Genomic DNA, 24,499 nt, shown 5'->3' with positions numbered 1-24,499 from the left:
TTATATATATTTATTTTTTAAATAAATATGCTAAAATACCAATAAATAATACTTTAAGATATAAACATAAGGTAAAATTAGAGGTAAATTATATAAAGGATTTTTGTATGTATATAACTCCAGCAATTCCTGAATCTGGTTCTATAAAGCTTGATACTTTTTTATTTAAAAAAGCTGAAGAAATTGTTATGAAAAGTGCAAAGTTAACAGGTGGACATAATAAACAATTTATCTTAGCAATAAAAGATTTATTGAAAATCACAAATAGTTACTATTCAAATTTAATTGAATCAGAAGGTACTCACCCTTTTGATATTGAAAAAGCAATGAAAAAAGATTTTTCATCAGAGAAAAAGAAAAAAGATTTACAACAACTCTCTTTGGTACACATAGAAGTACAAGAGTATATACAGCACTTAACAACAATAAACAAAGATACTTATTTGTTGGATACTATACTTGATATTCATAAAGAGTTTTATTCTAAAGATGAAATGAAATATGCTTTAAAGATAAAACATGATGATTTAGAAGTAGATATGATTCCTGGGAAGTTAAGAGAAAGCTTTGTAAAAGTTGGTAATCATCTTGCTCCTGATCCTAAAGATTTAAGTTCCTATTTTGGGGAATTTGAATTTTTTTACAATCAAAGTAAGTTTGAAAATAAAACTATGCAATTAATTTATGCACTATGTTCTAATCATCGTTTAGTTTATATACACCCTTTTTACGATGGAAATGGAAGAATTTCTAGGTTATATTTAGATTATATTTTATATAAAATTGATTTAGAAGGTTATGGACTATGGAATATATCAAGAGGATTAGCGAGAAATATTGATAAGTACAAAGAGTTTTTATCAATAGCAGATGAACCTTATACAGGTAGTTATGATGATGGAAGAGGTAATTTATCATTAAAGGCTTTAAAGTTATTCTTAGATTTTATGTTAGATATAGCTTTGGATCAAATAAATTATATGTCCGAAGTGTTAAGAATAGATTTAATTGCAAATAGAATCAGAAATTATGTAATATTCTCACAAAAAAATATGTATAAAGATATTGAACCATTACCAAAACATTCTGAAAAAATATTTGAGCATTTGCTTATATATGGAGAAATTCCAAGAAATAGTGTAAAAGATGTATTAGGTGTAAGTAAACCAACAGCCATAAAAATAGTTAAAGAGTTAGAAAAAAGAGAATATATTACCTCATTAAAACCTCAAGGTCCTATTTCTATAAAATTTAACTCTCATTTTGCATCAGAAGTTATACCTGAAATTTTTCCAAAGGTTTGATAAAGAGAATTTAGTTTACATTTGGAAATTAATTAATATCTATATTTAAATTTAAATAATTCTTCATCCTTGATTTTTAAAATATCTTGAATATCTTCAATACAATCAAGCCCTCTTAAAACATCAATAAATTTTTCTAAACTTATTTTCCCGCTAATCTCAAACTCTTGATAACTTCTAAAACTCATTCCTATATGTTGTGCAAACTCTTTTTGAGTACCGTATGTTTCTATATTTTGTTTTCTTTTTCTTTTTGCTCTAGAAGCGAACTCTTTGATTATCTCTTGAGTTGTTGATAAACTAAAATCTATATCTCTCACTTTTTTATTTCCTTACTAAAGTTTTCATCTACTATTTTTGTTTCATTTAAAATATGATTTGTGCTATATCTTTTTTCCAAGCTTTTATAGTAATCATTTAAACCCTTTTATACATTTAGAATGTATATTCTATCATATTTTTATGAAAATATACATTATTAGAGTACATTTTATTTAATTGCATTATACTACACAAATATAGTATCTGTTAAATCTTAAATACTTTTTTATGCATATTCAATATAGAATTTCCTAAAAAATATGATAAATGTCCATATTCTGAATTAACCTGAGCATGTTTTAAAAAAACAAGATACAAAGCTTTATTTTTTTTATTAATCAAAGGAGGAATATAATCTATTTTAATACATTGAGCAGCCATTATTATTCTTCCTAATCTTCCGTTTCCATCTCCAAAAGGGTGTATTGCTTCAAAATGAGCATGAGCTTTTGCAATATCTTCAATTGTTTCAATATCTTTATATTTAGAACACCAATATTCCAACTCTTCTGGTATATCTCTTGGGTCAGTTAAGTGTAAATCTTCACTTCCTGGAATAATTCTTATTTTTGTTGAATATTTACCAGCATCTGCTCTAATACCACTCATTAAAATAAAATGCCATATTCTTATTTTTTCAGTAGTTATTGGAAATACATCTTCTGTATTGTTTAATGTATCCATTATGATTTTATTACTCAATGATGATAAGTTATTTATAGAAAATATCTCTCTTTTGTTCAAGTCGTTTATTAACTCATTATTCTGGGAAATAACTTTATCAAATTTTTTCTCACTAATATCCGCCTCTTCAATTTCCAATGATCCAAATGATGAATATTTAGAGATTAAATGAACTATATCTTCTTCTTTTATATTAAAATATGAAAAATCGGTTTTATTTAATTGTGTTAAAACTCTAATAACTTCATTCGCATCAATAGATTTAAATCCAAAGGCTTTACAAAAAGCAACATCAATTTTAAGCTTATTCTCTTCTTTGATTGAACTATCATTTTCTTTCCATTTTAAAATAGATTGTCGACTTATTTCCAAATAATCAGATAATTTTGCTTGACTACCATGATATATTAATAAATCGTTTATTTTTTCTGAATAAGTCAATTGTGTATAATCAAACATATTAGCTCCTTTTAAAAGTATAATAGTTTACACTAATACTCTTTAAATGTAAAGTAATTTGACTATTTTACACTTTGGTTTACATTTTATATATTTAATAAGTCATTTAATTTATATAAAATTTTATTTAAGGTAAAAGTAGAAAATTTAAATTGTAATAAATTATAAGTGGCGACCCCAGCATGATTCGAACATGCGTCATCAAGAGGAAATCTTGAGGTCCTTGGCCACTAGACGACAGGGTCTTAAAAAAGAATTTTGATTATAGTTTAGTTTGCGTTTTATTTTGCTTAAAATAAGACAATGCCTATCTTATTTTTTTTAACCTTTTTTTACCTAATTTATAAATTTCTGAAGAGGAAGTTTCAAAAAATCCTAAATTTGAGATAACTTCTACATCACATTTTTCAAAAGCAAAATCATACTCAAAACTTTTTTTTGTCTTATTTGCAGAAGTTGAAGATAAAACTCTAAATTTTTTTATAAAATCAAAAAATATAGACTCAGATTTTACAACTCTAAAAGAGTTTAAATTTGGATATATAAATGTAGTTTTAGAACTATTTCGCACTATTTTTCTAAACTTTTTTGGAACTCTTGCAAACTCCTTTAAAGTTACAAAACTATCCAAAGTTTTAAGGATTTTTTGATTTGAAGGTCTTTGTTTTATATTTGATAGTTTCTCATCATTTGATGATGAGAAACCAACAGTTGTATCTGTTTGTACCAAATATACTAAATCGGGATTCATTTTTAGTAGTTTAAAAACTCTTGAATAGATTTTGGAGTTGAAACATCTTTTGTTTTTAACTCTTTAATTGCATCAGTTGCAGCATTTGCAGCAGCTACTGTTGTAAAATATGGAACATTCATTCTTAAAACTGCTCTTCTAATCTCTTTTCCATCATCTTTAGAAGACTCTTGCTCTCCACTTGTATTTATTGCCATTACAATATCACCATTTGTCAATAAATCTGTTATATTTGGTCTTCCTTCACTAACTTTTAAAACTTTCTCACAAGCAATTCCAGCTTCAGATATAATTTTTTCAGTTCCTCCAGTAGCACATATAGTAAAGCCACTATCAACTAAACTTTTTGCAATAGTTGAAGCAAACTCTTTATCCAAATCACATAAAGAGATAAACACTTTTCCACTTTTTGGAAGAGAGTTTTTAGCTGCATTTTGAGATTTTGCAAATGCCATTGCAAAATTTGATGCAATACCCATAACTTCACCTGTACTTTTCATCTCAGGACTTAAAAGTAAATCTGCACCTACTAGTTTGTTAAATGGGAAAACAGACTCTTTAACAGCTACGTGATCTTTTAATCTTGGTTTTAAAACACCATTTTCTTCATATACAATATCTCTATCATAAACTTTAAGAGCATCTCTTAAAGTTTCTCCCCACATAACTCTAGTTGCAACTTTTGCAAGCGGCATTCCTGTTGCTTTAGATACAAATGGAACAGTTCTAGATGCTCTTGGATTTACTTCAATTAGATATATTTGTCCTTTATGAATTGCATATTGAGTATTCATCAAACCAACAACTCCAAGACCTAAAGCCATCTCTTTAGTTTTTGATTCTAATTGTTTAATTAAATCATCACTTATAGAGATTGGAGGAAGTGAACAAGCACTATCACCTGAGTGAATACCAGCTTCTTCAATATGTTGCATAATTCCACCAATATAAACCTCTTTTCCATCACAAATACAATCAACATCAAGCTCAATAGCTCTATCTAAGAATTTATCAATTAAAACAGGTGCATCATTTGAAACACTTACTGCCTCATCCATATATTGCTTTAACTCTTCTGTTGAGTAAACAATTTTCATACCTCTTCCACCAAGAACAAAAGAAGGTCTTACTAATACAGGATATCCAATTTTTTCAGCTATTTGTATAGCTTCATCAATTTTTACAGCTGTTCCATTTTCTGGTTGTAAAAGACCAATTTTTTCAACAAATGCAGAGAATTTTTTTCTATCTTCAGCTAAATCAATTACATCAGCTGTTGTTCCAATAATTTTTGCTCCAGCTTTTGTAAGTGCTTGTGCAAGTTTAAGTGGAGTTTGTCCACCAAAATGAACAATTACACCATCTGGTTGCTCTTTTTCAACAACACTTCTAACATGTTCAAAATCAATTGGTTCAAAGTATAAAACATCTGATGTATCATAATCTGTACTTACAGTTTCAGGATTACAGTTGTACATAATTGTTTTTACACCCATTTCAGCTAATGCAAAACTTGCGTGTACACAACAATAATCAAACTCAATTCCTTGACCAATTCTGTTTGGTCCTCCACCAATAATCATAACTTTTTTCTGAGTTGATTTAGGCATCTCTACTTTTGGAAGTTTTGAAACATTTGTAGTTGAATATAAGTATTGATTTAAAGCTTTAAACTCTCCTGCACAAGTATCAACTTCATTGTATTCAAAATCTATATCTAAAGCTTTTCGTGCAAGATATACATCTTCTTCAGTTTTTCCAATAACATTTGCAATAAATTTATCACTAAATCCATTTGATTTAACTTTTCGCAAAAACGCTTCATCTTTTAAAATTGCAGGAGTCATAGAAAGTTCCATTTCGTACATCTCTCTAAACTTAGCTAAGAACCAAGGATCTATTTTTGATAACTCAAAGATATCTTCATTTGTTAAACCTTGTCTCATACCATCCATTAGGTATTGAAGTCTTTTATCATTTGGTCTTCTAATCTCTTTTTTGATTAACTCTAAATCTGTTGAGACAGTATCAAAACCACAAAGACCAGTCTCTAGTGAACACATAGCTTTTTGAATAGTCTCATTGAAATTTCTTCCAATAGACATAACTTCACCAACACTTTTCATAGAAGTTGTTAAAGTTGAGTTTGCTTTTGGGAATTTTTCAAATGTAAATCTAGGAACTTTTGCAACGATATAATCAACCGCAGGCTCAAAACTTGCTAATGTTCCTGTCATATCATTTTTAATCTCATCAAGTGTAAATCCAACTGCTAAAAGTGTTGATACTTTTGCTATTGGATAACCTGTTGCTTTTGAAGCAAGTGCAGAACTTCTTGAAACTCTTGGATTCATCTCAATTACAAGCATTCTTCCTGTTTTTGGACACATAGAGAATTGAACATTTGATCCACCACTATTTACTCCAACTTCTCTTAGAATTGCAAAAGATGCTTCTCTCATTTTTGCATACTCTTTATCTGTAAGTGTAAGCGCAGGTGCAATAGTTATACTATCTCCTGTATGAACTCCCATAGGATCAAGATTTTCAATAGAACAAACAACTATACAGTTATCATTTGTATCTCTGATAATCTCCATTTCATACTCTTTCCAACCTAAAACCGATTCTAAAATCTCAATTTCATTGATTGGTGAAGCATCAAGTCCTGCTTGCGCTAGTGCTTTAAACTCTTCCATATTATAAGCAACACCACTTCCAGCACCTGCTAGAGTAAATGAAGCTCTGCTAATAACAGGGAAACCAATCTCTTTAGCTAATCTCATAGCCTCTTCAAGATTATAAGCATTTTCACTTCTTGGTAAATCAAGACCTATTTTTTTCATAGATTCAGTAAAAAGATGTCTATCTTCACCTTTTTTAATTGCTTCTGGATGAACTCCTAAAAAAGTAATTCCTTCTAAAAGTCCTTTTGAATACATTGAAGTCGCTATATTTAGTGCAGTTTGTCCACCCATTGTAGGCAAAATAGCATCTATATTCTCTTTTTTAATTATATTTAAAACAACCTCTTCTGTAATTGGTTCTATATAAGTTTTATCAGCAAATTCTGGATCTGTCATGATAGTTGCTGGGTTTGAGTTAACAAGGACAACTCTATATCCTAGCTCTTTCAAAGTTTTTGTTGCTTGAGTACCAGAATAATCGAACTCACACGCCTGTCCTATAACAATCGGTCCTGAACCAATCAACAAAATGTTTTTTATATCTTCTCTTTTTGGCATAACTTTCCTTTCACTGATTTAAAAATTTGGCAAGTTTACCCAAAAAGTACTTAATCTTTTGTTATAAAAGCACTATCATATAGAGTTTTATTAAGAGTTATTGCTTTGAGTAACAAAAACTAATTTTGCTTCTTCTAATAACTTTTGAGCTAGCTCCAACTCTTTTAAACCATCGTTATATAACTTTAATGACTCATTTATTGTAATTTGTGGATTTGAAAGTTTTTCTAAAAGCTCTTTTGCTTTTGTAATTTTATCTTCAAAATTAATATCTTCTTGTTTTTTAATATCTTCCATTTTTAATCCTTTAAAATATCTTTTATATGTTCTTCAAATTTCTCAACTTCTACTAAAAAAGAGTCATGACCACTAGAGCTATCTACTAATTTAAATGTCACTTGATCTTTTTTACCTATTTTTACCATAATATCTCTAATCTCTTCCATCTCATTTGGGAAAAATAGCATATCATCTTTAAAAGCAATTAAATGAAGTTTTCCTTCTATTTTTAAAAATGAATCCTCTAATTTATCTTTATTTCTTCCAGCATCAAAAATATTTATTGTTTTACAAATATATAAATATGATAGTGGATCAAAAAATTTTGGAAAACTATATGAGTTGTGCTCAAGATATTTCTCTATCTCAAATCTTCCAAATAGCTCATATAATCCATCTGTTTCAACATAATCTCTTCCAAATTTGCTTATGAATAGATTTGGACTTAAATATGCAATTAATCCAGCCATTCTTCCAACTGCAAGACCAACTAACCCTCTTGCTTTTAAATCATCTTTTTCATAGTTTCCATTTTGAAAATTTGGATCATGTCTTATTGCTTCAATAGCTATTTTATTTAAAGCTATTGCCCAAGGTCTTGTATATGCTGTTGTTGCCATTGGAATATAGTGTTTTGCAAAAGTTGGATGCTCAATTGCATAACAAAGAGCTTGCATTCCACCCATACTTCCTCCAATAACCGCAACTGCATTTTTAATTCCTAATTTTTTATAAAGTCTCATTTGTGCATTTACAATATCCGAAATTGTTAAAACAGGAAATTTTAATCTATACTCTTTTTTTGTAGATGGATTAATACTTAAAGGACTCGTAGAACCATATGAACTTCCAATATTATTTGAACAAATTACAAAATATTTTTCTGTATCAATAGCTTTTTTATCTCCTATAAACTTATCCCACCAACCAGCTTTTGCCTCATTTTCATAACGACCAGCTGCGTGATGACTTCCAGATAGAGCATGACAAATAACTATAACATTTGATTTATCTTCATTTAATCTTCCATAAGTTTCATAAACTATCTCAAACTCTTCAAGAAGCCTTCCACTTTCAAGATAAAGTGGTTCGTTAAATTTCTCTTTTTTTGTCTCTATTTCCAAAATATATTCCAAATTTTTCTATTTTTTTAGATTAAAGTCTATCTAAACTAAAATAAAAAAGCCTTTTAGTGACATATTTTTAAGAAATTTAAAGATATAAAACTTTTTAATCTTATATTATAAGTAATTTTTTATATAATCATAGTTTAATATTATAAAAAGGATTTTTGTGAATAAAATTGAAGAGTTAAAAAAACTTTTAGAAAAAGAGGTTTTACCAGAACTTAAAGCTGAAATAGAGGCTTTAGAAAAGTTACTTTCAAAGAAAAATGATAAAGAGATAAAAGAGGAATTAAACTACTTTTTAGAGGTAAAAAAGTTTTATGATGAAGCTTTGAAACTTATAAATGAAAATAAATTAACTCAAGAAGAGGCGGAAAATATTTTACTAGATTTAGAAGATATGGAAGATGATGAGGAGGAAATTTAGTGTTTGATTTAGAGATTTATGAAATTGTTTTTATAGCGTTTTTTGCTATTGCTTTTGTATTTGGATTTTTTGCTCAACAAAAACAGTTCTGTTTTAGTGGAAGTTTAAAAGATTATATACAAATTAAATCAACAAAAAGAGCAGCTAGTGTTGTTATGGCTATGATTGTAGCTATTATTTCTACTCAAATATTTGCATCTATTTTTGACATTGATTTAAGTTCTAGTAGCTATTTTAAAAGTAATATAAACTACTTTGCTATTATTATTGGTGGTGCTTTATTTGGTGCTGGAATGATGATAGCTGATGGTTGCAGTAGTAGAAGCATAGTAAAATTTTCTCAAGGTGATGCAAATGCTTTAGTAACGCTACTTTTTATTGCAATTTTTGCATTTGCTAGTACAAAAGGGGTTTTATTTGGAGTTGTAAATGGTTTTATAAATAATCAATTTATGATAGATATTTCAAGTAATTTATCAAACTTTACGCTAAATATTTACTTTGTTTTAGCAATTTTAGTTTTACTTTTGGCATATTTTGTAAAAAAAGTAAAAAGAGTTTTTAGTTTATACGATGGTGTTATTATTGGATTTTTAGTTGGTCTTTCTTGGTTTATCTCTGGATATATTGGAGCTGAAAGTATTGAAAAAGAGATTCAAGTTCAAGCTTTAAGTTATGTATATCCTAGTGCAAAAACTTTAGAATTTTTTACTTTTTTTGAAATAACAGAGTTATCTATTGGAGTTTGTATTGTTTTAGGTGCAATTTTTGGTGCATATTTTTCGACATTTTTTAATAAAAAATATAGTTTTGGATGCACTTCAAAAATGAATTTTAATAAATTAAAATACAATATGATAGGTGGTTCTATGATGGGAATTGGTGGAATTATGGCTATTGGATGTACTGTAGGACAAGGTTTAAGTGGTGTTTCTACCCTTGTATTTAGTTCATTTTTAGCAATAATTTCTATTGGAGTATCTGGTTTTATAACTGGAAAAATACTTTATAAAAAAGATAAACTTCCTATGTGTTTCTTATTTGAATGGGAAGATGATGATAAAAAACAAAAACCTTTGGATTACGAAATATAAAAAAAAGGATACAAACTCAAATATTTGAGTTTGTATCCTTAAATATTTTATTAAATCATTTTAGTGAAGTGGATACTCTACTGTATAACCTCTCATAAGAGGTGGAGTATCAAGAGTGCTTTCAACTGCTTCAACTTTTATAGCTTCAATCTCATTTTCATCACTCTCTTTTTGTTCCTCTTTTATCTCATTTTTAGCTTCAAATCCAGTTGCTATGATAGTAATTTTTACTTCATCTCTTTCAAAATCTGTATCTGTTGTAGTTCCAAAAATAATTTGAGCATTTATATCAACTCTTTGATTTATATTATTCATAACATCTTCTATAGCAAAAAGTGATATTTCTGGACTTATTGTAAAGTGAATTAAAATTCCTTTTGCACCGTCTAAAGGTACTTTTTCTAGTAAAGGAGAGTTTATAGCATTATCTAAAGCTCTACTTGTAGCCTCATCTCCTTTTGCTTTTCCAATTCCCATTAAAGCAATACCTTTATGCTTCATAATAGTTTTAACATCTGCAAAATCGGCATTTATATCATTTCCACTACCTGGATTTAATATAACTTGGCTCATTCCATTTACAGCTTGATATAAAATATTATCTGTAACTTTAAAAGCATTTTTTATACCAATTGTCTCATCAACAGCTTCTCTTAGTTTATCATTTGCAATAACAATTAAAGAATCACTAACTTTTTTAAGCTCTTCAAGACCTAAATTTGCCAAAGCAGCTCTCATTCTTCCTTCAAAACCAAAAGGTTTAGTAACAACAGAAACAGTCAAAGCTCCAACTTCTCTAGCTGCTTTTGCAATAATAGGGGCAGCTCCTGTTCCTGTACCTCCACCTAATCCAGCAGCAACAAAAACAATATCAGCACCTTTTAAAGTCTCTTTTATCTCATCATAACTTTCAAGCGCTGAGTTTCTTCCAACTTCTGGATCCATTCCAGCACCAAACCCATTTGTAAGCATAGGTCCTAATTCAATCTTTTTTGGAGCTTTTGAAATATGAAGAACTTTTAAATCTGTATTTGCAACTATTAAATCAATCATATGAGTACCTTCTTCAATCATATAATTAATCATATTACAACCACCACCTCCAACACCAATTACTGCAATTTTTGGAAGATTATTTGATAGTGCTTTTGTAGGCATATCCTCTTTTATCATTATATCATCTACTCTAAATAGATTGTGACTGCTACTATTTTCCATTAAAACCACTCCTCAATTTTTTTCCAAAGTCCAAGACCTTTTTTCTTTTTATCTTTTGGTAAAGGGTCTAAGATTGTATCATTCGTTCTTATTCTCATATCAGGTCCAGCTTGTCCAATATGTGGAGTTTGTGGTGCAATAAACTTATCATTAACTTGACCTTTTCTAATAGGTCTTATTAATTTTTTACTAGAATCTAATTGATAACCTCTATTCATTCCTAAAGCAAACATAATCAATCCAACAACTGTTGCCATATGTGGCTCATCAAAACTAACTCTAAATGAATTTGGAATGTTTTTTGGAGTAGCAATTGTTACTGGAATCTTCTCAAAAATATTTTTTGTCAGCTCTTTTATTCCACCTAATTGACTCATTCCACCTGTTAGCACTATTCCTGAACCAATATTATCAAGTAAAGCATTCTTTTTTAACTCATTTTTAACTAAAACTAAAAGCTCTTCTACTCTTGCGTGAATAATTGTTTGAATATGACCAAGAGGAAACTCTTTAAAATACTCTTCATCATTTATTTGTGAAACTCCAACATTTGAAGGTCCAACTTCTCCATTTCCAAAGTAATCTTTTATTAAAGAACCATACTCAATTTTTATCTTTTCAGCTGTTCTAAGAGGTGTATTTAACATCAAAGATAGATCATTTGTAATATTTTTTGAACCAACAGGAATAAATCCATTATAAATTATAGAGTTTCCTTTATGATATACAAACTCAGTTGTAGAAGCACCTAAGTTGATCACAACAGCACCTATTCTTTTTTGTTGTTCATCTAAAACTGCCAAAGAAGCAGCATAAGAGTCAAGCACAAATCTAACATCATCTATACCAAAAATTCTTAATGCAGATTTAATATTAATTAGTGCATTTCTTTTTGCAGTTACAATGTAAACAGATGCTTCAAGCTTTGAACCATTCATATTAAATGGGTTTTCAACTTCTTGATCATCTACTTTAAAAAATAGTGGTATTACGTGAACTACATCATAATCAGGTAAAATTATTGAGTTTGAAAGAGCCATTTGCATTGCTTGATTTATATCTGTTTCAGAAACAAGTCCATTTGGAATAGTTACATATCCAGTTGCTTTGATTCCTCTTGTATAATTTCCAGAAATAGATACAACAGTCGTTCCAATAGTCTCTGTTACACTCTCTTTTGCTTGAAGTATTGCATCTTTTATAGTTCTTGAAACATCTTCAATATTTGTTATAAGTCCTTTATTTACTCCAACACTATCTTGAACTCCAAAACCTAAAATTTCAATACTATTATCTAAATCATATTTTGGTTTAGATATTACTGCACTTGTAACACTAGAACCAATATTTATTGTAAGAAAAATATCATTTGTATTATTCAAAACTACTCCTTTGCCTGCATAAATGTTTTTATTACAATACTATTTTCAAGTTTTTTAAGTAAATTTGACAATAAATCAGAATTTTGAACCTGTTTTATCTCATCTCTTACAAAACTATCTTTTGCTTTGTCGTAAGAAGCCATTCTTGAGTCAATTATTTTATATAAAACAACTTTTGAACCAACTTTTGCAATTCCCTCTTTAGTAGAACTAGCAAAAAGTTGTCCTAAAAACTCTATTGCTTCTTGCTCATTTAATCCTTTAATTTTAGAAGCACTTGCTCTATTTACTGCTGTTGCTTCATTTCCTTTAAAATCTTTTAAACTATTTTGTGCTAATTCATCTAATTTTTTTGCTTTCAAATTAAGTTTAAAATCTTCAATTACCTTTGCTTTTGCTTGCTCAAAAGTTAAATTAACAGAAGGGTTCACTTTTGCTAGTTTTACTATATAAAATCTATTATTTTCAAAAAATGGTTTTAAAATCTCTTCTTTTTTTAACTCTTTAATTTTTTGAACATTTTCAGCTGAAAATGGAATTTTATTTTCAGAATAAGTCGCTTTTTTGTCAAAATTATCTTCAGATTTTTTAAGTTTTAAGTAAAGAGTAAGAGCCTCTTTTTTACTAAAATTCTCATCCAAATCTTTTATAATCTCTTCTTTTGCTTCTTCAAAAGATTTTAACTTTCCATCTTCAAATTTATAATCACTTTTAAACTTGTCAAAATGATTTTTTATATCTTCTTGTGTAGAGTTAGAAGAAGAAATAGGAAGCTCTTTTATCTCTAAATCATAAAAAACTTCACTCTTATATGCATTTTGATTCTCATCAAAATATTTTTTAAGTTCATTTTCATCAACACTATTTACATCAACATCATTCAAAGTCAATATTTTATAAGTAATATCATCTTCTAAAAATAGTAGTTTACTAATATTTTCTATCTCATTTGGAGTTGGTTCTATACTAAAAAGAGCTTGAACTTTTTGAAAAAGTATTGAATTTTTAAGACTAGTTTCAAACTCTTGAGGTGACATTCTATTTTGTTGTAAAACATTTACATATTGATTTTTATTGAATTTACCATCTACTTTAAACTCTTCATAATTAATCAACTCTTTTGCAATCTCTTCATCAGTTACCATCAAACCTAAAGAGTTACCATAAGACATAAGAAGATTTTTTTGTAAAAGTTGAGAAAATGCAACATCTTTTAATCTTAATTGCTCTGCTAACTCTTTATTAAAAGATGCTCCAAAAATTTGTGAATATTGATTATAAAGATTTGAATACTCTTGTTGATACTCTTCTACACTAATCTCTTTGTTTCCAACAGTTGCAACAACGCCACCTTTACTACCATAGTCATATGATCCCCATCCTACAAATCCAGCACCTACAAAGGCAATAGTACTAATCCAAATCGTAATAACCAACCACTTTTTATGTCTTTGCATCCAAGTTATCATAAAATAAACCCTTAAAAAAAATTTAGAGATTATAATACAAAAATCTTGCTTGTATGTTATTTAAACGCTTATAGATAAACTATTTGTTTCTATTTTTTTATCTTTATTGCACAATAAATCATTTATAACACTCTCTCTTATTGTCACTTCTATTTTTTTACAAGCACTTTTAAAAGCTTCTTCTTCCCCAACAATAAAACACATACTTTTTGCTCTTGTTATTGCTGTATAAAGTAGTTTTGTATTATGCATTATATAGTGTGAAAAGCTCATAGGAATTAAAGCATTTTCATACTCCATTCCTTGTGTTTTATGAATTGTTAGACAATATGCTAAATTTAAAAGATGATGAATATTATCAAAGTCATAAAATACTACCATATCATCATTTGGATATAAAACTACACACTTTTTTTCATCAAAATCTAATTTTATTACAAGTCCAAGTTGTCCATTATAAACTCTTCTTTCCATAAATTCAGTAGAGTTTGATTTATACATACTCATAGTTTGAGCTTTCATATTCTCATTTTTAATATGAATTACTTTATCTGTTAATTTATATTCAATATCTTTTATTTTTAAACTTCTATTTTTTGTATGATTAAAAAGTCTTTGAAGTTCTATATTTAGATTTTCAACTCCTAAAACTCCACCTTTCATAGGTGTAATTACTTGAAACAAAGTAAGTGCTTTTCCTATATTTTTCTCTTTTATAAAATCATAGTAATTTTGTATATAATTACTTGCAATATTTAAAATATTATTTAAGATATACTCACTATTTTCACCTCTCATATCTGAAAACTCATTTTGAGTCAATGAATTTTTCATAGAGTAGTAATTTCCTATTGATACATCAACAAACTTAAAATCTTCATACTCTTCTTTATAATTTGGTAATTCACCTTTTCTTATATCATTTGCAATTACAGCTATTGCTTGATTCTCGTTTTGTCTATAAATTTTTGTAAGTTTACAAATAGGTGCTAATTCATATTTTATGCTATCAGCTAATATATTTCCAGCTCCAATAGCTGGAAGCTGCCCATCATCTCCAACAATTATAAAAATTGTATCATCACTTATTTTGCTTATAATTTGGGCAAATGTAACAGAGTTTACCATTGAAGCTTCATCTAGTAAAATAACTTTATATGGAAAAAAATCTTTCTCTTTATGTTTTACTAAAAGACTTTGAATTGTGCTTGCGTTGTATCCTGTTGTATCACTTATTCTTTGACTTGCAATTCCACTTAAAGCAATAGCTATAATATCATCATAGCTTACTATCTCTTCAAGAAGTTCCAAAATAGCTCTACTTGAAGTTGATTTTCCTGTTCCTGCATATCCTATTAAAAATAGCGTCTTTTCTCCAGAATTTATTAATTCAACTGCTTTTTGTTGTTCACTACTTAGAGTAAATCCTAAAGTTTTTTGTTTTTTTTCTAAATACTCTTCAAAATTATCTATAATTTTCTTATTTTTATTATCTTTTCTTATATTAAAAAAATCTAATATTTTCTTCTCACAATAATATAACATTGAAAGTGCAATACGATTTTCACTTGTACTATAAATCTCCTCTTTTGCTAACATTTCAACTAAAATATTTTCATAAAGTAGCTCCTCTTTTGAAAACCTCAAACTATCATCTAAAAGTTTATAAAGATGAAATTTATCTATTGAGGAGTTACCGTTATTATCACAATACTCTCTTAAAGTATAATTTAAACAAGCTTTTATTCTAAAAGGTGATTTTACATCGATTCCTAAAGCTTTTGCTATCTCATCTGCTCTTTTAAATCCTATTCCTTTTATATTTATTAGCATATATGGATTTTGTTTTATTTTTTCGATTAAGTTTTCAACTTCACTAAAAGTTGAGTATATTTTTGTTATTAGATTTGAAGTAACTCCAAATTTACCCAAAAAAGCACCAAGTTCTCTAAGATGCTTAAAAGAGTGCCAAGAGTTTAAAATAGATTTTAGTTTTTTCTCTTTAATACCTTTAAAATTTAAAAGTTCATTTGGATTTTCATCTAAAATCTTTATTAAACCTTCTTCTCCATATTTTTCTAAAATCTCTGTTGCTGATTTTTTTGTAAAACCTTTGATTATTTTAGTAAGGAAAAAAAATAGTTCATGCTCTTTTACTTGTAAAGTATTAAACTCAAATTGAACTCCATATTTACTATGAGTTATCCAATTTCCAGTTAATAGTATCTCTTCTCCTACAAGTTTTTCAATATCTGCATCAAAATAGACTCCACATATTTTTTGATTATTTTCTAAAACTGCAATAGTATATTTTGTTTCATCATTTTTATATAAAACTTTTTTTAAAACTCCACTAAGATTGAAGCTCTTCTCATTAGTTTCCATCATTATACTTATCTTTTTTATGCTTATCTTTTTTATATGAACTCTTATTTTTCTCTTTTTGAAGTAAATTTGCCTCTTTTAAAAGTATAGCTCTCTCATCTTCAAAGCTTTCACTATGATTTTTTGTAAAAGAGATAGTTTTTTCAATAAAACTATTTAGCAAAGTATAATAATCTGAATAAAGTTCAACTTTTTGTGATTTACACATATCTTCATAATTTTTTAAAGTTCTTTTTAAAAACAGCTCTTTATCAAAATTTTCAAGTTTTAACAAAGATATTGTTCTTGTTAAAAATTTTTCAACAACTCTTATATAACGAATTCTTAACTGTTTCTCGTTTATTTCAAAACCCATTTTTCAACTTTAATATTTTTTGAATCATATCTATTTTTAATATCACTTTTTTTTAAATTATAAGATTATAACTAAATCTATTTTAAAATAGTTAAAATATTACAAATTGTCATATTTTAACTATAGTTCACAAGCACTTTTTAGAATATCAATTCCAAATTTTTCTCTTAGATTTTGTATATTTTTACCCAATTTATCTTTTTTCAAATCATCTTCATACTCAAATAAATTATAAGTATGTTCTCCTTTTTTTGCAAAATTAAAAACTGTAATATATAATTGAACTACACCATGATTTCTGTGTTTGTCTGCTTGCATAAATAGATTTATTATAGAGTTTTTAAAATCAAATTCATTAAAAATCTTATTACTATTTTCTTGTGCTTTTGTTTTAATATTTGACTCATATTTTATATGAATTTGAAAAGACAAAGGATTATGCCCATCTTTTTTTACTATAAAACTCAAATATCTACTTAAAATCATAACTCTTCTTTTAAGCTCTTCTCTATTAAAAACTACATCAAAACTTCTTCCAATTCCTATACTTTTTTTCTCTTTTGTTATATTTAGTTTACTATCTTTTATTCCACAAACTCTATTATATGTATCTATTCCAACTTTTCCAAAAGAGTAAAATAGATTTTTATTTTTTCTAATATCTCCCAAAGTTTTTATATTGTAACCACTTAATTTTTCACAAAGAGATTTTCCAATTCCTGTAAAGTTTTCTATTAAAATATTTTTTGTAAACTCTTCAATATTTTCTTTTTTCAAAAGTTTTATATTGTTTGGTTTTGCCTCATTTGTCATAAGCTTTGATAAATATTTTGTATTTGCTAAGCCAATAGAGCAAGGAAGATTTAACTCTTTTAATATCTTATCTTTTAATTTTCTTGCAAAATCTTCTGCTTCATCCTCTTTTATATAACCAGTTAAATCACCAAAAAATTCATCAATAGAGAACTGCTCTATTAGAGGAATTTCAAGTTCCAAAAGCTCTTTTAATTTTGAAGACAACTCATCATAAAGACTATATTTTGGTGGTATCATTTTCAAATTTGGACAAAGTTTTAAAGCTTCATTTACACTCATAGCTGTTTTTACTCCAAAAGCTCTTGCCTCATAAGAAGCTGATGTTATAATTCCTCTTATTTTATTATTTTCATCAACAAAATAATCATTTGAACTATTTTCATCTTCACTATCTAAAATTTTACTTGAAAAACTAGCACGATTTGTTGCCATTGTTCTTTTTACTCTTGTGTGTGAAAAAATATCTACATTACTTTTCCCACCAACAGCAACGGGAATATTATGTAAACTTTTATCAAGAGTTCTATGTGCTGATACAAAATAGCAATCTAAGTCAATATGAATAAACATAATAAAATATTACTCTATTTTTGATAAAATATTTAATAAATATTGCAATTTGCAATATTTTTATATTTTATACCTTAATAAAAAATTGAGAAGAATTTACACATAATTTTTTTTTATAATTCTATATAAGATTTATTTAATATTTTAAATTTTTATTAAGTTTATTAAATTATCATTCATTTGTATTTGTTATATAAAAGGAGAAGATAAAATGAAAAAACTGGCATTTTTACTTGCAACTTTCGCAAGTTTATCGTTTGCTGTAGATTATGACCCTGTAAGAGGAGAGATGTTATCTCTTTCTTGTGCAAACTGTCATGGAACTGATGGAAAATCTACTACTGCTATTCCAAAAATAGCTGGATTGGATAAGAATTATATGTATCAAACTTTACTTGAGTACAAAACTGGAAAAAGAGTTGATACACATATGATGCAAAAGCATACAAAAGGTTTCACTGATGAAGAGCTTGAGCAACTATCTTACTACTTTTCAAAAGTTAAATAAGCAAAAAGGATAAACGATGATAAATAGAAGAGATTTTGGAAAATTAGTTTTAGGAGCTACGGCTCTATCTTTTACTGCTTGCAATAGTTTAGCAAGTGGTTTATCTACAATTCCTGCAAATAAAAAAAGAGTTGTAATTGTAGGTGGTGGTTTTGGTGGAGCTGCAACTGCTAGATATTTAAGAAAATTTGATTCAAATATTGAGATTGTTTTAGTTGAACAAAATAAAGAGTATTATACTTGTCCATTTTCAAATGCAGTAATTGCTGGTATGGAAAAAATGGATTTCATAAAACATGATTTATCTACTTTAGCAAAAAAACACAATATAAAAGTAGTTTATGCAAAAGTTGCAAAAGTTGATGGAGCTAGCTCTAGTGTAATTTTAGAAAATGGAGAAAAAATCTCTTATACAAAAGCTGTTGTAAGCCCTGGAATTGATTTTAAATATGAAAAAGGTTATACAAAAGAGAATGAAAAACATGCACCACATGCTGTAAAAGCTGGTGAGCAAACTACAATTCTTCAAAAACAACTTGAAAATATGAAAGATGGTGGAACTTTTGTAATGGTAGCACCTGCTGATCCTTTTAGATGTCCTCCTGGACCTTATGAGAGAATCTCACTTGTAGCTCACTATATTAAAAATAATAAACCAAATTCAAAAATTATAGTTCTTGATCAAAAAGATAAATTCTCAAAACAAGTTCTATTTACAAATGGTTGGAAAGAACTTTATGGTGATTTAATTGAGTGGAGAGCAGCACAATTTGGTGGAAAAGTTGTAAGTGTTGATCCTGTTAAAAAAATAGTTGTAACTGAAGATGAAGAGGTTCAAGCAGATGTTTTAAACTATATTCCAAATCAAAAAGCTTCTCAATTAGCATTTGATTCAGGACTTGTAGCAGAAGGAAAAGATTGGTGTGATATTCATCCAAAAACTTTTGAATCTAAATTAGTTAAAAATGTTCATGTTATTGGAGATGCTTCAAATGCAGCACCTATGCCTAAATCAGCATTTAGTGCAAGTACTCAAGGAAAAGTTGTAGCTCTTCAAATATCAAGAATGCTAAAACAACAAGAGCCTTTAAATCCTCCAAAACTAGCAAATACTTGTTATAGTTTATTGAGTCCAAACTATGGTATTTCTATTGCCGCTGTTTACAATGCACTTGATGATAAAATACAAAATGTTGATGGAGCAGGTGGAGTAAGCCCTGAAACTGATCCAGATGGTCATATTAGAATTTTAGAAGCAAAATATGCTTATGCTTGGTATGAGAGCCAAACAGCTGACATATTTAAATAAAAATTTTAGCTTGGTGCTTTTGCACCTTGCTAATATTTAATTAAGACAACTCACTCATATTTTTATCAAATTCACTATTTATACTCTCAATTTTTTGCATAACTTCTAAAATTTCATTTTCTACTTTTGTTTTATCAAGACCAAAAAGTGTAGAAGCTTTATTTTCTAACTCTTCTATTTTAGCTTTTAGAGGTTTTAAATCTTGACTTTTTTTAGCAACCAATTGAGCTCTTAACTGTTTACTCTCTTTTTTATTTAACTTTGGTTTATCACTTTTTTGGCTCTCTTTAGTTTTTGTTGGTTTTGCATCTTCAATATCATCACCCCAACCTATTTTTTCTAAAAATTCATCATAAGTTCCATTAAAATAATCAGCTCCATCATTTGTAAAAACTATTAATCTATCACAAACTGCTCTTAGTAGCTCTTCACTGTGAGTTACTATAATACTTGAACCCTCAAACTCTTTTATAGCAGTTGTAAGTGCTTCAATTGATTCAATATCAAGGTGATTTGTAGGCTCATCAAGGAAAAGAAGATTTACATCTTGTGCAATAATTTTTCCAAGCATTACCCTACTTTTTTCTCCACCTGAAAGAAGAGATATCTTTTTCTTTGCATTATCTCCACTAAACATCATAATTCCACAAATATTTCGTATAACTGATTCTGATATTTTATTATTTACACTTTGTATCTCTTCAATAATTGTATTATTTTGATTTAAATGATTTATATTTGTTTGGCCAAAATGACCAAAAACTGTGCTTGGATGAAAATCTACACTTCCACTAAGAGCTTTTAATTCACCTGCAAGAACATTTAAAAGTGTAGATTTACCTTTTCCATTTTTTCCTATAATTCCTAAAGTTTCACCACGACTTAATGCAAAAGTTATATCTTTGAAAAGAATATTACTTTTATAATATCCAAAACTTACATCTTTTACTTCAAGCAGATATTTTGCACTTGTATCTTTGTAATTGAAATCAAACTTCAAATCTTTTTCATAGACAATATCTTCCATAACTTCCATTTTTTCAAGAATTTTTACTTTTGATTGAGCCAAAGTTGCTGTTGCTGCCCTTGCTTTATTTTTTGCAATAAACTCTTCAAGATCTTTTATTTTTTTATCTTGAGCCTCTTTTTGCTTCATATAATGCTCTTCATTTGCTGCTAATTGTTCAAAGAATTTAGTTGTACTTCCAGCAATTATAAAAGCATTTTTTCTAATAATTCCCATAGTGTGTGTACAAACACTATTCATAAAATCTCTATCGTGAGTAATAAGTATAACTTCTCCATCAAAACTTTTCAAAAACTCTCTTAACCATCTAATAGATAAAATATCTAAATAGTTTGTAGGCTCATCAAGAAGTAGCATATTTGGCTCTGTTAAAAGAAGTTTTGCTAAATTTATTCTTATTTGGTAACCACCTGAAAAACTCTTTGGCTCTTTTTGTAAATCCTCTTCACTAAATCCTAAACCAAATAAAATTTTTTCAGCTTTATAAATATTGTACTTATCATCTTCACTTAAAGCAGTTGCTGTTTCATCAAGTAAAGTTTTCTCTTTAAAATCAAAATATTGTTTCAAAGCACCTATTTTATAGTTTTTTGGAGTTGCAATATCTCCACTATCAGGTTGCTCTTCTCCAAGAATAAGTTTAAAAAGTGTTGATTTTCCTGTACCATTTCGTCCAACAAGTCCAACTTTATCGCCTTTATTTAATCTTAAATTTAAATCTTGATATAAAGTTTGTGTTGGGTATGATTTTTGTATATTTATTAGCTCTATCATCTGTTTTCTCTATTTTTTGAAATTTTTAAGGCGGGATTATATTATATTTTGTGTTAGAGGTTGGTTATTTTAAAAACCTTTTTCCAAACTCTTGCCCTTTTACTTCAATATATTTGTAAGTAAGCATAGATATAAAAATTACTATAAAAAGTATGATAAATACAACAAAGTTATTTATAAAAATATTTCCAAAATCAATATATCTAACAGTTTCAATCATTGGTGCAAATTTCTTATTTAATATTTTTTCTAAAACCATGGAAACAGAAACTAAACAATATAAAATTGCAGCATGTGTCATATAAATTGAATAAGACAATTTTCCTAATAGTTGAAAAAATGAAGCTTTTAAAATTTTTGATAAAACTCCTTTTTCAAATGCAAAGAAAAATACAATTACCAAAAATATTAAACTTGCATATATTGCTTTGTATTCTTCAACATATGAAATTATGTAGATAATTAAAAATATTAATAAAAACTCTACAACAGAAAATAAGTTTGTATTTATCTTTTCAAATTTTAAATTAATTTTACGATAAATAAGATATGTTAAAGCTCCAGCAAAAAAACATGAAAGTCCACGAATAACTTCACTCATAACTCCAAAACTATTTATAATTATATAAAAAGATATAAATGAAAACAAAAACCAAACAATATATTTTAAATTTGATTTTATAAAAAGTGTAAAGAAAAAGATAATATACATATAATACTCAACACTTAAACTCCAAGCTGGACCATTCCAACTAGTTGGAATAGTAAAAGGCAACCACGATTGCAAAAATAATAAATTAGGTAAAACTTCTTTTAAAGAATATGAATTTGAAAATGGTTCATTATTAAAAGAAAAACCATAATTATATGCAATTAATTTACCTAATTCCAATAAAACAAAAATAAAAAACATAAACAAATGTAAAGGATACAGTCTAAAAGTTCTACTTATTATAAATCTTTTAAAAGTTACATCTTTAAAGCCATAAGTATGAGCTAAAACAAAACCACTTAAAACAAAGAAGAATTCAACAAACAGACTACTTCCCCTAAAAAAACTAAGCTCTGTAATTGAGCCAATTATGTGCATATGAAAAATTACAACACAAATTGCTGCAATTCCCCTAAAGCTATCAAGAACTAAAAACCTTTGATTCATATTGTTACCTTGTAAAGAATAATATTTTTCTCTTTTTTAAAATTTTGAGCTAAATATTATCTAATCAATACTTAATAAGGCAAATATTTTGCCAATATCTACTTATTAGAGCAAATTATTTGCTTGTTGTTTTGTCAAAAAATTTGAGTTAATTTTTAAATAAAAAAGGATAAAAATGACTCAAAGAGATATGGCAGGAATTTTAAAAGTAACTCCAATGACACTAAGAAACTGGAAAAAAGAGAAACCTAGACTTTTTGAAATTATTCAAAAAGGCTTCGCCTTTGAAGAGGCTGTAAAAAAAGCACAAGAAAATGCAGATGAGTTAAAAGCTTTGGAAGAGAAATTTAAAATAAAAAAATAAAATTTTATATTTCTAAAGATTTAATACTTTTTTGAATTATATTTTTAGCATTTAAAGCTATATTTTCAAACTTTTTAGTTTGTGGTTCAATTTTTTCAAGCTCTAGAATATATTTTTTCTCATCAAGTCTATCTAAAGATGAGTTTAAAATATCTAAGTCATCCAAGGAAATAAATCTTGAAAAAACTAAATTTTCAATAATTTTTTTATCAAAAAATATAGCTACTGCAATATCAAAAATATCACGAGTAAGATTATCTTGTTTTCTATACTTTATTTTTTTTGCTACTATATCTTCAATTGATTCATAAAAAAGTTTATAATCTAACTTTATGATTTCATTTTCTATAGGATTGTTTATAATTGATTCATTAAGTAAAAAATCTACTTTTATATCATCTTTAGTTTTAAGTTGTACATGGTGATTTATCCCATCAAATCTGTATTCATTACTATCAAATAAATTTGTCTCATCTATGTACCATTTTGGATTTAAAAAATCAAAAAGTTGTGATTCTGTGACAAATATATCTATATCAAACGATTTTCTGTGATTAAAATGAAACATTGCTAAAGCAGTGCCACCACCAAAAACCCACCAATTTTTCAAAGTTGACTGTTTTTCAATAGGAGCTAATAACTCATAATAAACACTATTTAAAGTATTTATTTGTTGTTCAAAATTATTTAAATAGCCACTCATATTCTGAAATCTCCTTTGCATTGTACTGGTCTTTATAATAATCATATAATATTTTTAAATTTGTTTTATCAATATCAAAAATTTCACAATATTTTATTACATCATCATAATTTACTTCATTAAAAATTGTAGTTATTGCATATTGATATTTTTTATCTGTTGTTGGTTTTGAAAAAATATTGTATAAATCATCTAAAGTATAGTGGAGTCTTTGGTCACTTATAGAGTTATTTATAATTGATAATATCCATTTTGCTATAGATATTTTTTTCTCTTCTTCTAAAAATTTATTATATGGTTTTATAAAATCATAATTTTCTTTATCTAAAGATAAATCATATTCCATTTGCTTTAATAATATAAACTCTGGTTTCAAATCAAAAAATTTTGCAAATTTTTTTGCTGTATGTATAGTAAAACCTCTCTTTTTCTGATAGAGTTCACTTATCGTTTTTTTACCTATTTGTAAAATTTCACAAAGTTTATCTTGTGTTATTTTATTTGGTTCTATATATTTTTCTTTTATAAAATCTATTGGTGCTATCATTTTATTATCCTTATATGATAATTTAAACATTTAAAATATTATCATAATATGATAATATTTGCAAAGCATATTTTTAAGTTTTGTTTAGAAAAATAGTAAAAAAGCACAAGAAAATATAGATGAGCTAAAAGCTTTGGAAGAGAAATTTAAAATAAAGAAAAATTAAATAACAAAATATTACACTTCTAGATTAAGCAAAATATTGTAAAATAAAAAAATTTT

22 protein-coding genes and 1 tRNA gene are annotated in these 24,499 nt (G+C 27.1%); 6 read left to right on the top strand and 17 right to left on the bottom strand.

Annotation, left to right across the window (positions count from 1 at the left end; all coding sequences use genetic code 11):
* Positions 1-107 precede the first annotated feature (107 nt).
* Positions 108-1,304, top strand: coding sequence for a Fic family protein (locus tag AC5LG6_RS09235; RefSeq protein WP_498586336.1), 1,197 nt, complete (start codon positions 108-110; stop codon positions 1,302-1,304).
* 32 nt (positions 1,305-1,336) lie between these two features.
* Here the strand turns inward: AC5LG6_RS09235 and AC5LG6_RS09230 are convergent, their stop codons facing one another.
* The 7 genes from AC5LG6_RS09230 to metX form a co-directional block, all read right to left on the bottom strand.
* Positions 1,337-1,624, bottom strand: a complete 288-nt coding sequence (locus AC5LG6_RS09230; protein ID WP_066220631.1) for a hypothetical protein — start codon at positions 1,622-1,624, stop codon at positions 1,337-1,339.
* Between the two features lie 208 nt (positions 1,625-1,832).
* A complete protein-coding gene (locus AC5LG6_RS09225) occupies positions 1,833-2,768 on the bottom strand; it encodes a Fic family protein (protein ID WP_431400383.1) in 936 nt (311 codons plus the stop codon).
* A 169-nt stretch (positions 2,769-2,937) separates the two neighbouring features.
* A tRNA-Glu gene (locus tag AC5LG6_RS09220) sits at positions 2,938-3,013 on the bottom strand.
* A gap of 62 nt (positions 3,014-3,075) precedes the next feature.
* Positions 3,076-3,519 carry a Sua5 YciO YrdC YwlC family protein gene (locus AC5LG6_RS09215; protein ID WP_066358972.1) on the bottom strand — a complete coding sequence of 148 codons (444 nt, stop codon included), beginning with the start codon at positions 3,517-3,519 and terminating at the stop codon, positions 3,076-3,078.
* A gap of 2 nt (positions 3,520-3,521) precedes the next feature.
* Complete coding sequence (gene carB, locus AC5LG6_RS09210; protein ID WP_498586335.1) at positions 3,522-6,764, bottom strand: carbamoyl-phosphate synthase large subunit; 3,243 nt, start codon at positions 6,762-6,764, stop codon at positions 3,522-3,524.
* A 90-nt stretch (positions 6,765-6,854) separates the two neighbouring features.
* Positions 6,855-7,061, bottom strand: coding sequence for an exodeoxyribonuclease VII small subunit (gene xseB / locus AC5LG6_RS09205; RefSeq protein ID WP_181403253.1), 207 nt, complete (start codon positions 7,059-7,061; stop codon positions 6,855-6,857).
* Positions 7,062-7,063: 2 nt separating this feature from the next.
* Positions 7,064-8,167, bottom strand: a complete 1,104-nt coding sequence (metX, locus tag AC5LG6_RS09200) for a homoserine O-acetyltransferase MetX (protein ID WP_498586333.1) — start codon at positions 8,165-8,167, stop codon at positions 7,064-7,066.
* A gap of 169 nt (positions 8,168-8,336) precedes the next feature.
* Between metX and AC5LG6_RS09195 the strand changes: the two genes are divergently transcribed.
* Positions 8,337-8,597 (top strand): hypothetical protein, encoded by a 261-nt coding sequence (locus AC5LG6_RS09195; RefSeq protein ID WP_066155118.1) that lies wholly within the window; start codon positions 8,337-8,339, stop codon positions 8,595-8,597.
* Positions 8,597-9,691, top strand: a complete 1,095-nt coding sequence (locus tag AC5LG6_RS09190; protein ID WP_260878428.1) for a YeeE/YedE thiosulfate transporter family protein — start codon at positions 8,597-8,599, stop codon at positions 9,689-9,691. Before AC5LG6_RS09195 ends, AC5LG6_RS09190 begins: the two co-directional genes overlap by 1 nt.
* A 60-nt stretch (positions 9,692-9,751) precedes the next feature.
* On the opposite strand, the gene ftsZ is transcribed toward AC5LG6_RS09190, so the two are convergent.
* From ftsZ to AC5LG6_RS09160, 6 genes are all read right to left on the bottom strand, one after another.
* On the bottom strand, positions 9,752-10,861 hold the full coding sequence (gene ftsZ / locus AC5LG6_RS09185) for a cell division protein FtsZ (protein ID WP_373681279.1): 1,110 nt from the start codon (positions 10,859-10,861) through the stop codon (positions 9,752-9,754).
* Positions 10,862-10,908: 47 nt separating this feature from the next.
* Positions 10,909-12,291, bottom strand: a complete 1,383-nt coding sequence (gene ftsA / locus AC5LG6_RS09180; RefSeq protein ID WP_066220651.1) for a cell division protein FtsA — start codon at positions 12,289-12,291, stop codon at positions 10,909-10,911.
* 2 nt (positions 12,292-12,293) lie between these two features.
* A complete protein-coding gene (locus AC5LG6_RS09175) occupies positions 12,294-13,760 on the bottom strand; it encodes a peptidylprolyl isomerase (protein WP_260957849.1) in 1,467 nt (488 codons plus the stop codon).
* 60 nt (positions 13,761-13,820) lie between these two features.
* Positions 13,821-16,145 (bottom strand): AAA family ATPase, encoded by a 2,325-nt coding sequence (locus tag AC5LG6_RS09170; protein ID WP_066359000.1) that lies wholly within the window; start codon positions 16,143-16,145, stop codon positions 13,821-13,823.
* Entirely contained in the window at positions 16,135-16,500 is a 366-nt protein-coding gene (locus tag AC5LG6_RS09165; protein WP_066155133.1) for a hypothetical protein, read from the bottom strand. The genes AC5LG6_RS09170 and AC5LG6_RS09165 overlap by 11 nt, the downstream gene beginning before the upstream one ends.
* A gap of 120 nt (positions 16,501-16,620) precedes the next feature.
* Positions 16,621-17,886: a Y-family DNA polymerase gene (locus AC5LG6_RS09160; RefSeq protein ID WP_498586332.1), complete on the bottom strand. Its 1,266-nt coding sequence runs from the start codon at positions 17,884-17,886 to the stop codon at positions 16,621-16,623.
* Between the two features lie 211 nt (positions 17,887-18,097).
* On the opposite strand from AC5LG6_RS09160, the gene AC5LG6_RS09155 reads away from it, so the two are divergent.
* Together AC5LG6_RS09155 and AC5LG6_RS09150 are read left to right on the top strand one after the other, a co-directional pair.
* The gene (locus AC5LG6_RS09155; RefSeq protein ID WP_081560523.1) at positions 18,098-18,394 is read left to right on the top strand and encodes a c-type cytochrome; all 297 of its coding nucleotides are present in this window, start codon (positions 18,098-18,100) and stop codon (positions 18,392-18,394) included.
* Positions 18,395-18,410: 16 nt separating this feature from the next.
* Positions 18,411-19,703, top strand: coding sequence for an FCSD flavin-binding domain-containing protein (locus AC5LG6_RS09150; protein WP_498586331.1), 1,293 nt, complete (start codon positions 18,411-18,413; stop codon positions 19,701-19,703).
* Between the two features lie 40 nt (positions 19,704-19,743).
* Here the strand turns inward: AC5LG6_RS09150 and AC5LG6_RS09145 are convergent, their stop codons facing one another.
* Positions 19,744-21,504, bottom strand: a complete 1,761-nt coding sequence (locus AC5LG6_RS09145; RefSeq protein WP_498586330.1) for an ABC-F family ATP-binding cassette domain-containing protein — start codon at positions 21,502-21,504, stop codon at positions 19,744-19,746.
* A 64-nt stretch (positions 21,505-21,568) separates the two neighbouring features.
* Entirely contained in the window at positions 21,569-22,663 is a 1,095-nt protein-coding gene (locus tag AC5LG6_RS09140; protein ID WP_498586329.1) for an acyltransferase family protein, read from the bottom strand.
* 175 nt (positions 22,664-22,838) lie between these two features.
* Between AC5LG6_RS09140 and AC5LG6_RS09135 the strand changes: the two genes are divergently transcribed.
* Positions 22,839-23,027 (top strand): hypothetical protein, encoded by a 189-nt coding sequence (locus AC5LG6_RS09135; protein ID WP_260887857.1) that lies wholly within the window; start codon positions 22,839-22,841, stop codon positions 23,025-23,027.
* A gap of 4 nt (positions 23,028-23,031) precedes the next feature.
* Here AC5LG6_RS09135 and AC5LG6_RS09130 read toward each other — a convergent pair whose 3' ends face one another.
* Positions 23,032-23,730 (bottom strand): nucleotidyl transferase AbiEii/AbiGii toxin family protein, encoded by a 699-nt coding sequence (locus AC5LG6_RS09130; protein WP_498586328.1) that lies wholly within the window; start codon positions 23,728-23,730, stop codon positions 23,032-23,034.
* The gene (locus tag AC5LG6_RS09125; RefSeq protein WP_434253186.1) at positions 23,711-24,277 is read right to left on the bottom strand and encodes a helix-turn-helix transcriptional regulator; all 567 of its coding nucleotides are present in this window, start codon (positions 24,275-24,277) and stop codon (positions 23,711-23,713) included. The genes AC5LG6_RS09130 and AC5LG6_RS09125 overlap by 20 nt, the downstream gene beginning before the upstream one ends.
* Positions 24,278-24,499: the final 222 nt, after the last annotated feature.

The sequence above is a fragment of the Arcobacter thermotolerans genome (assembly GCF_983172305.1).
The sequence above is the reverse complement of the archived record's forward strand: the minus strand, read 5'-3'. Positions and strand labels throughout refer to the sequence as shown.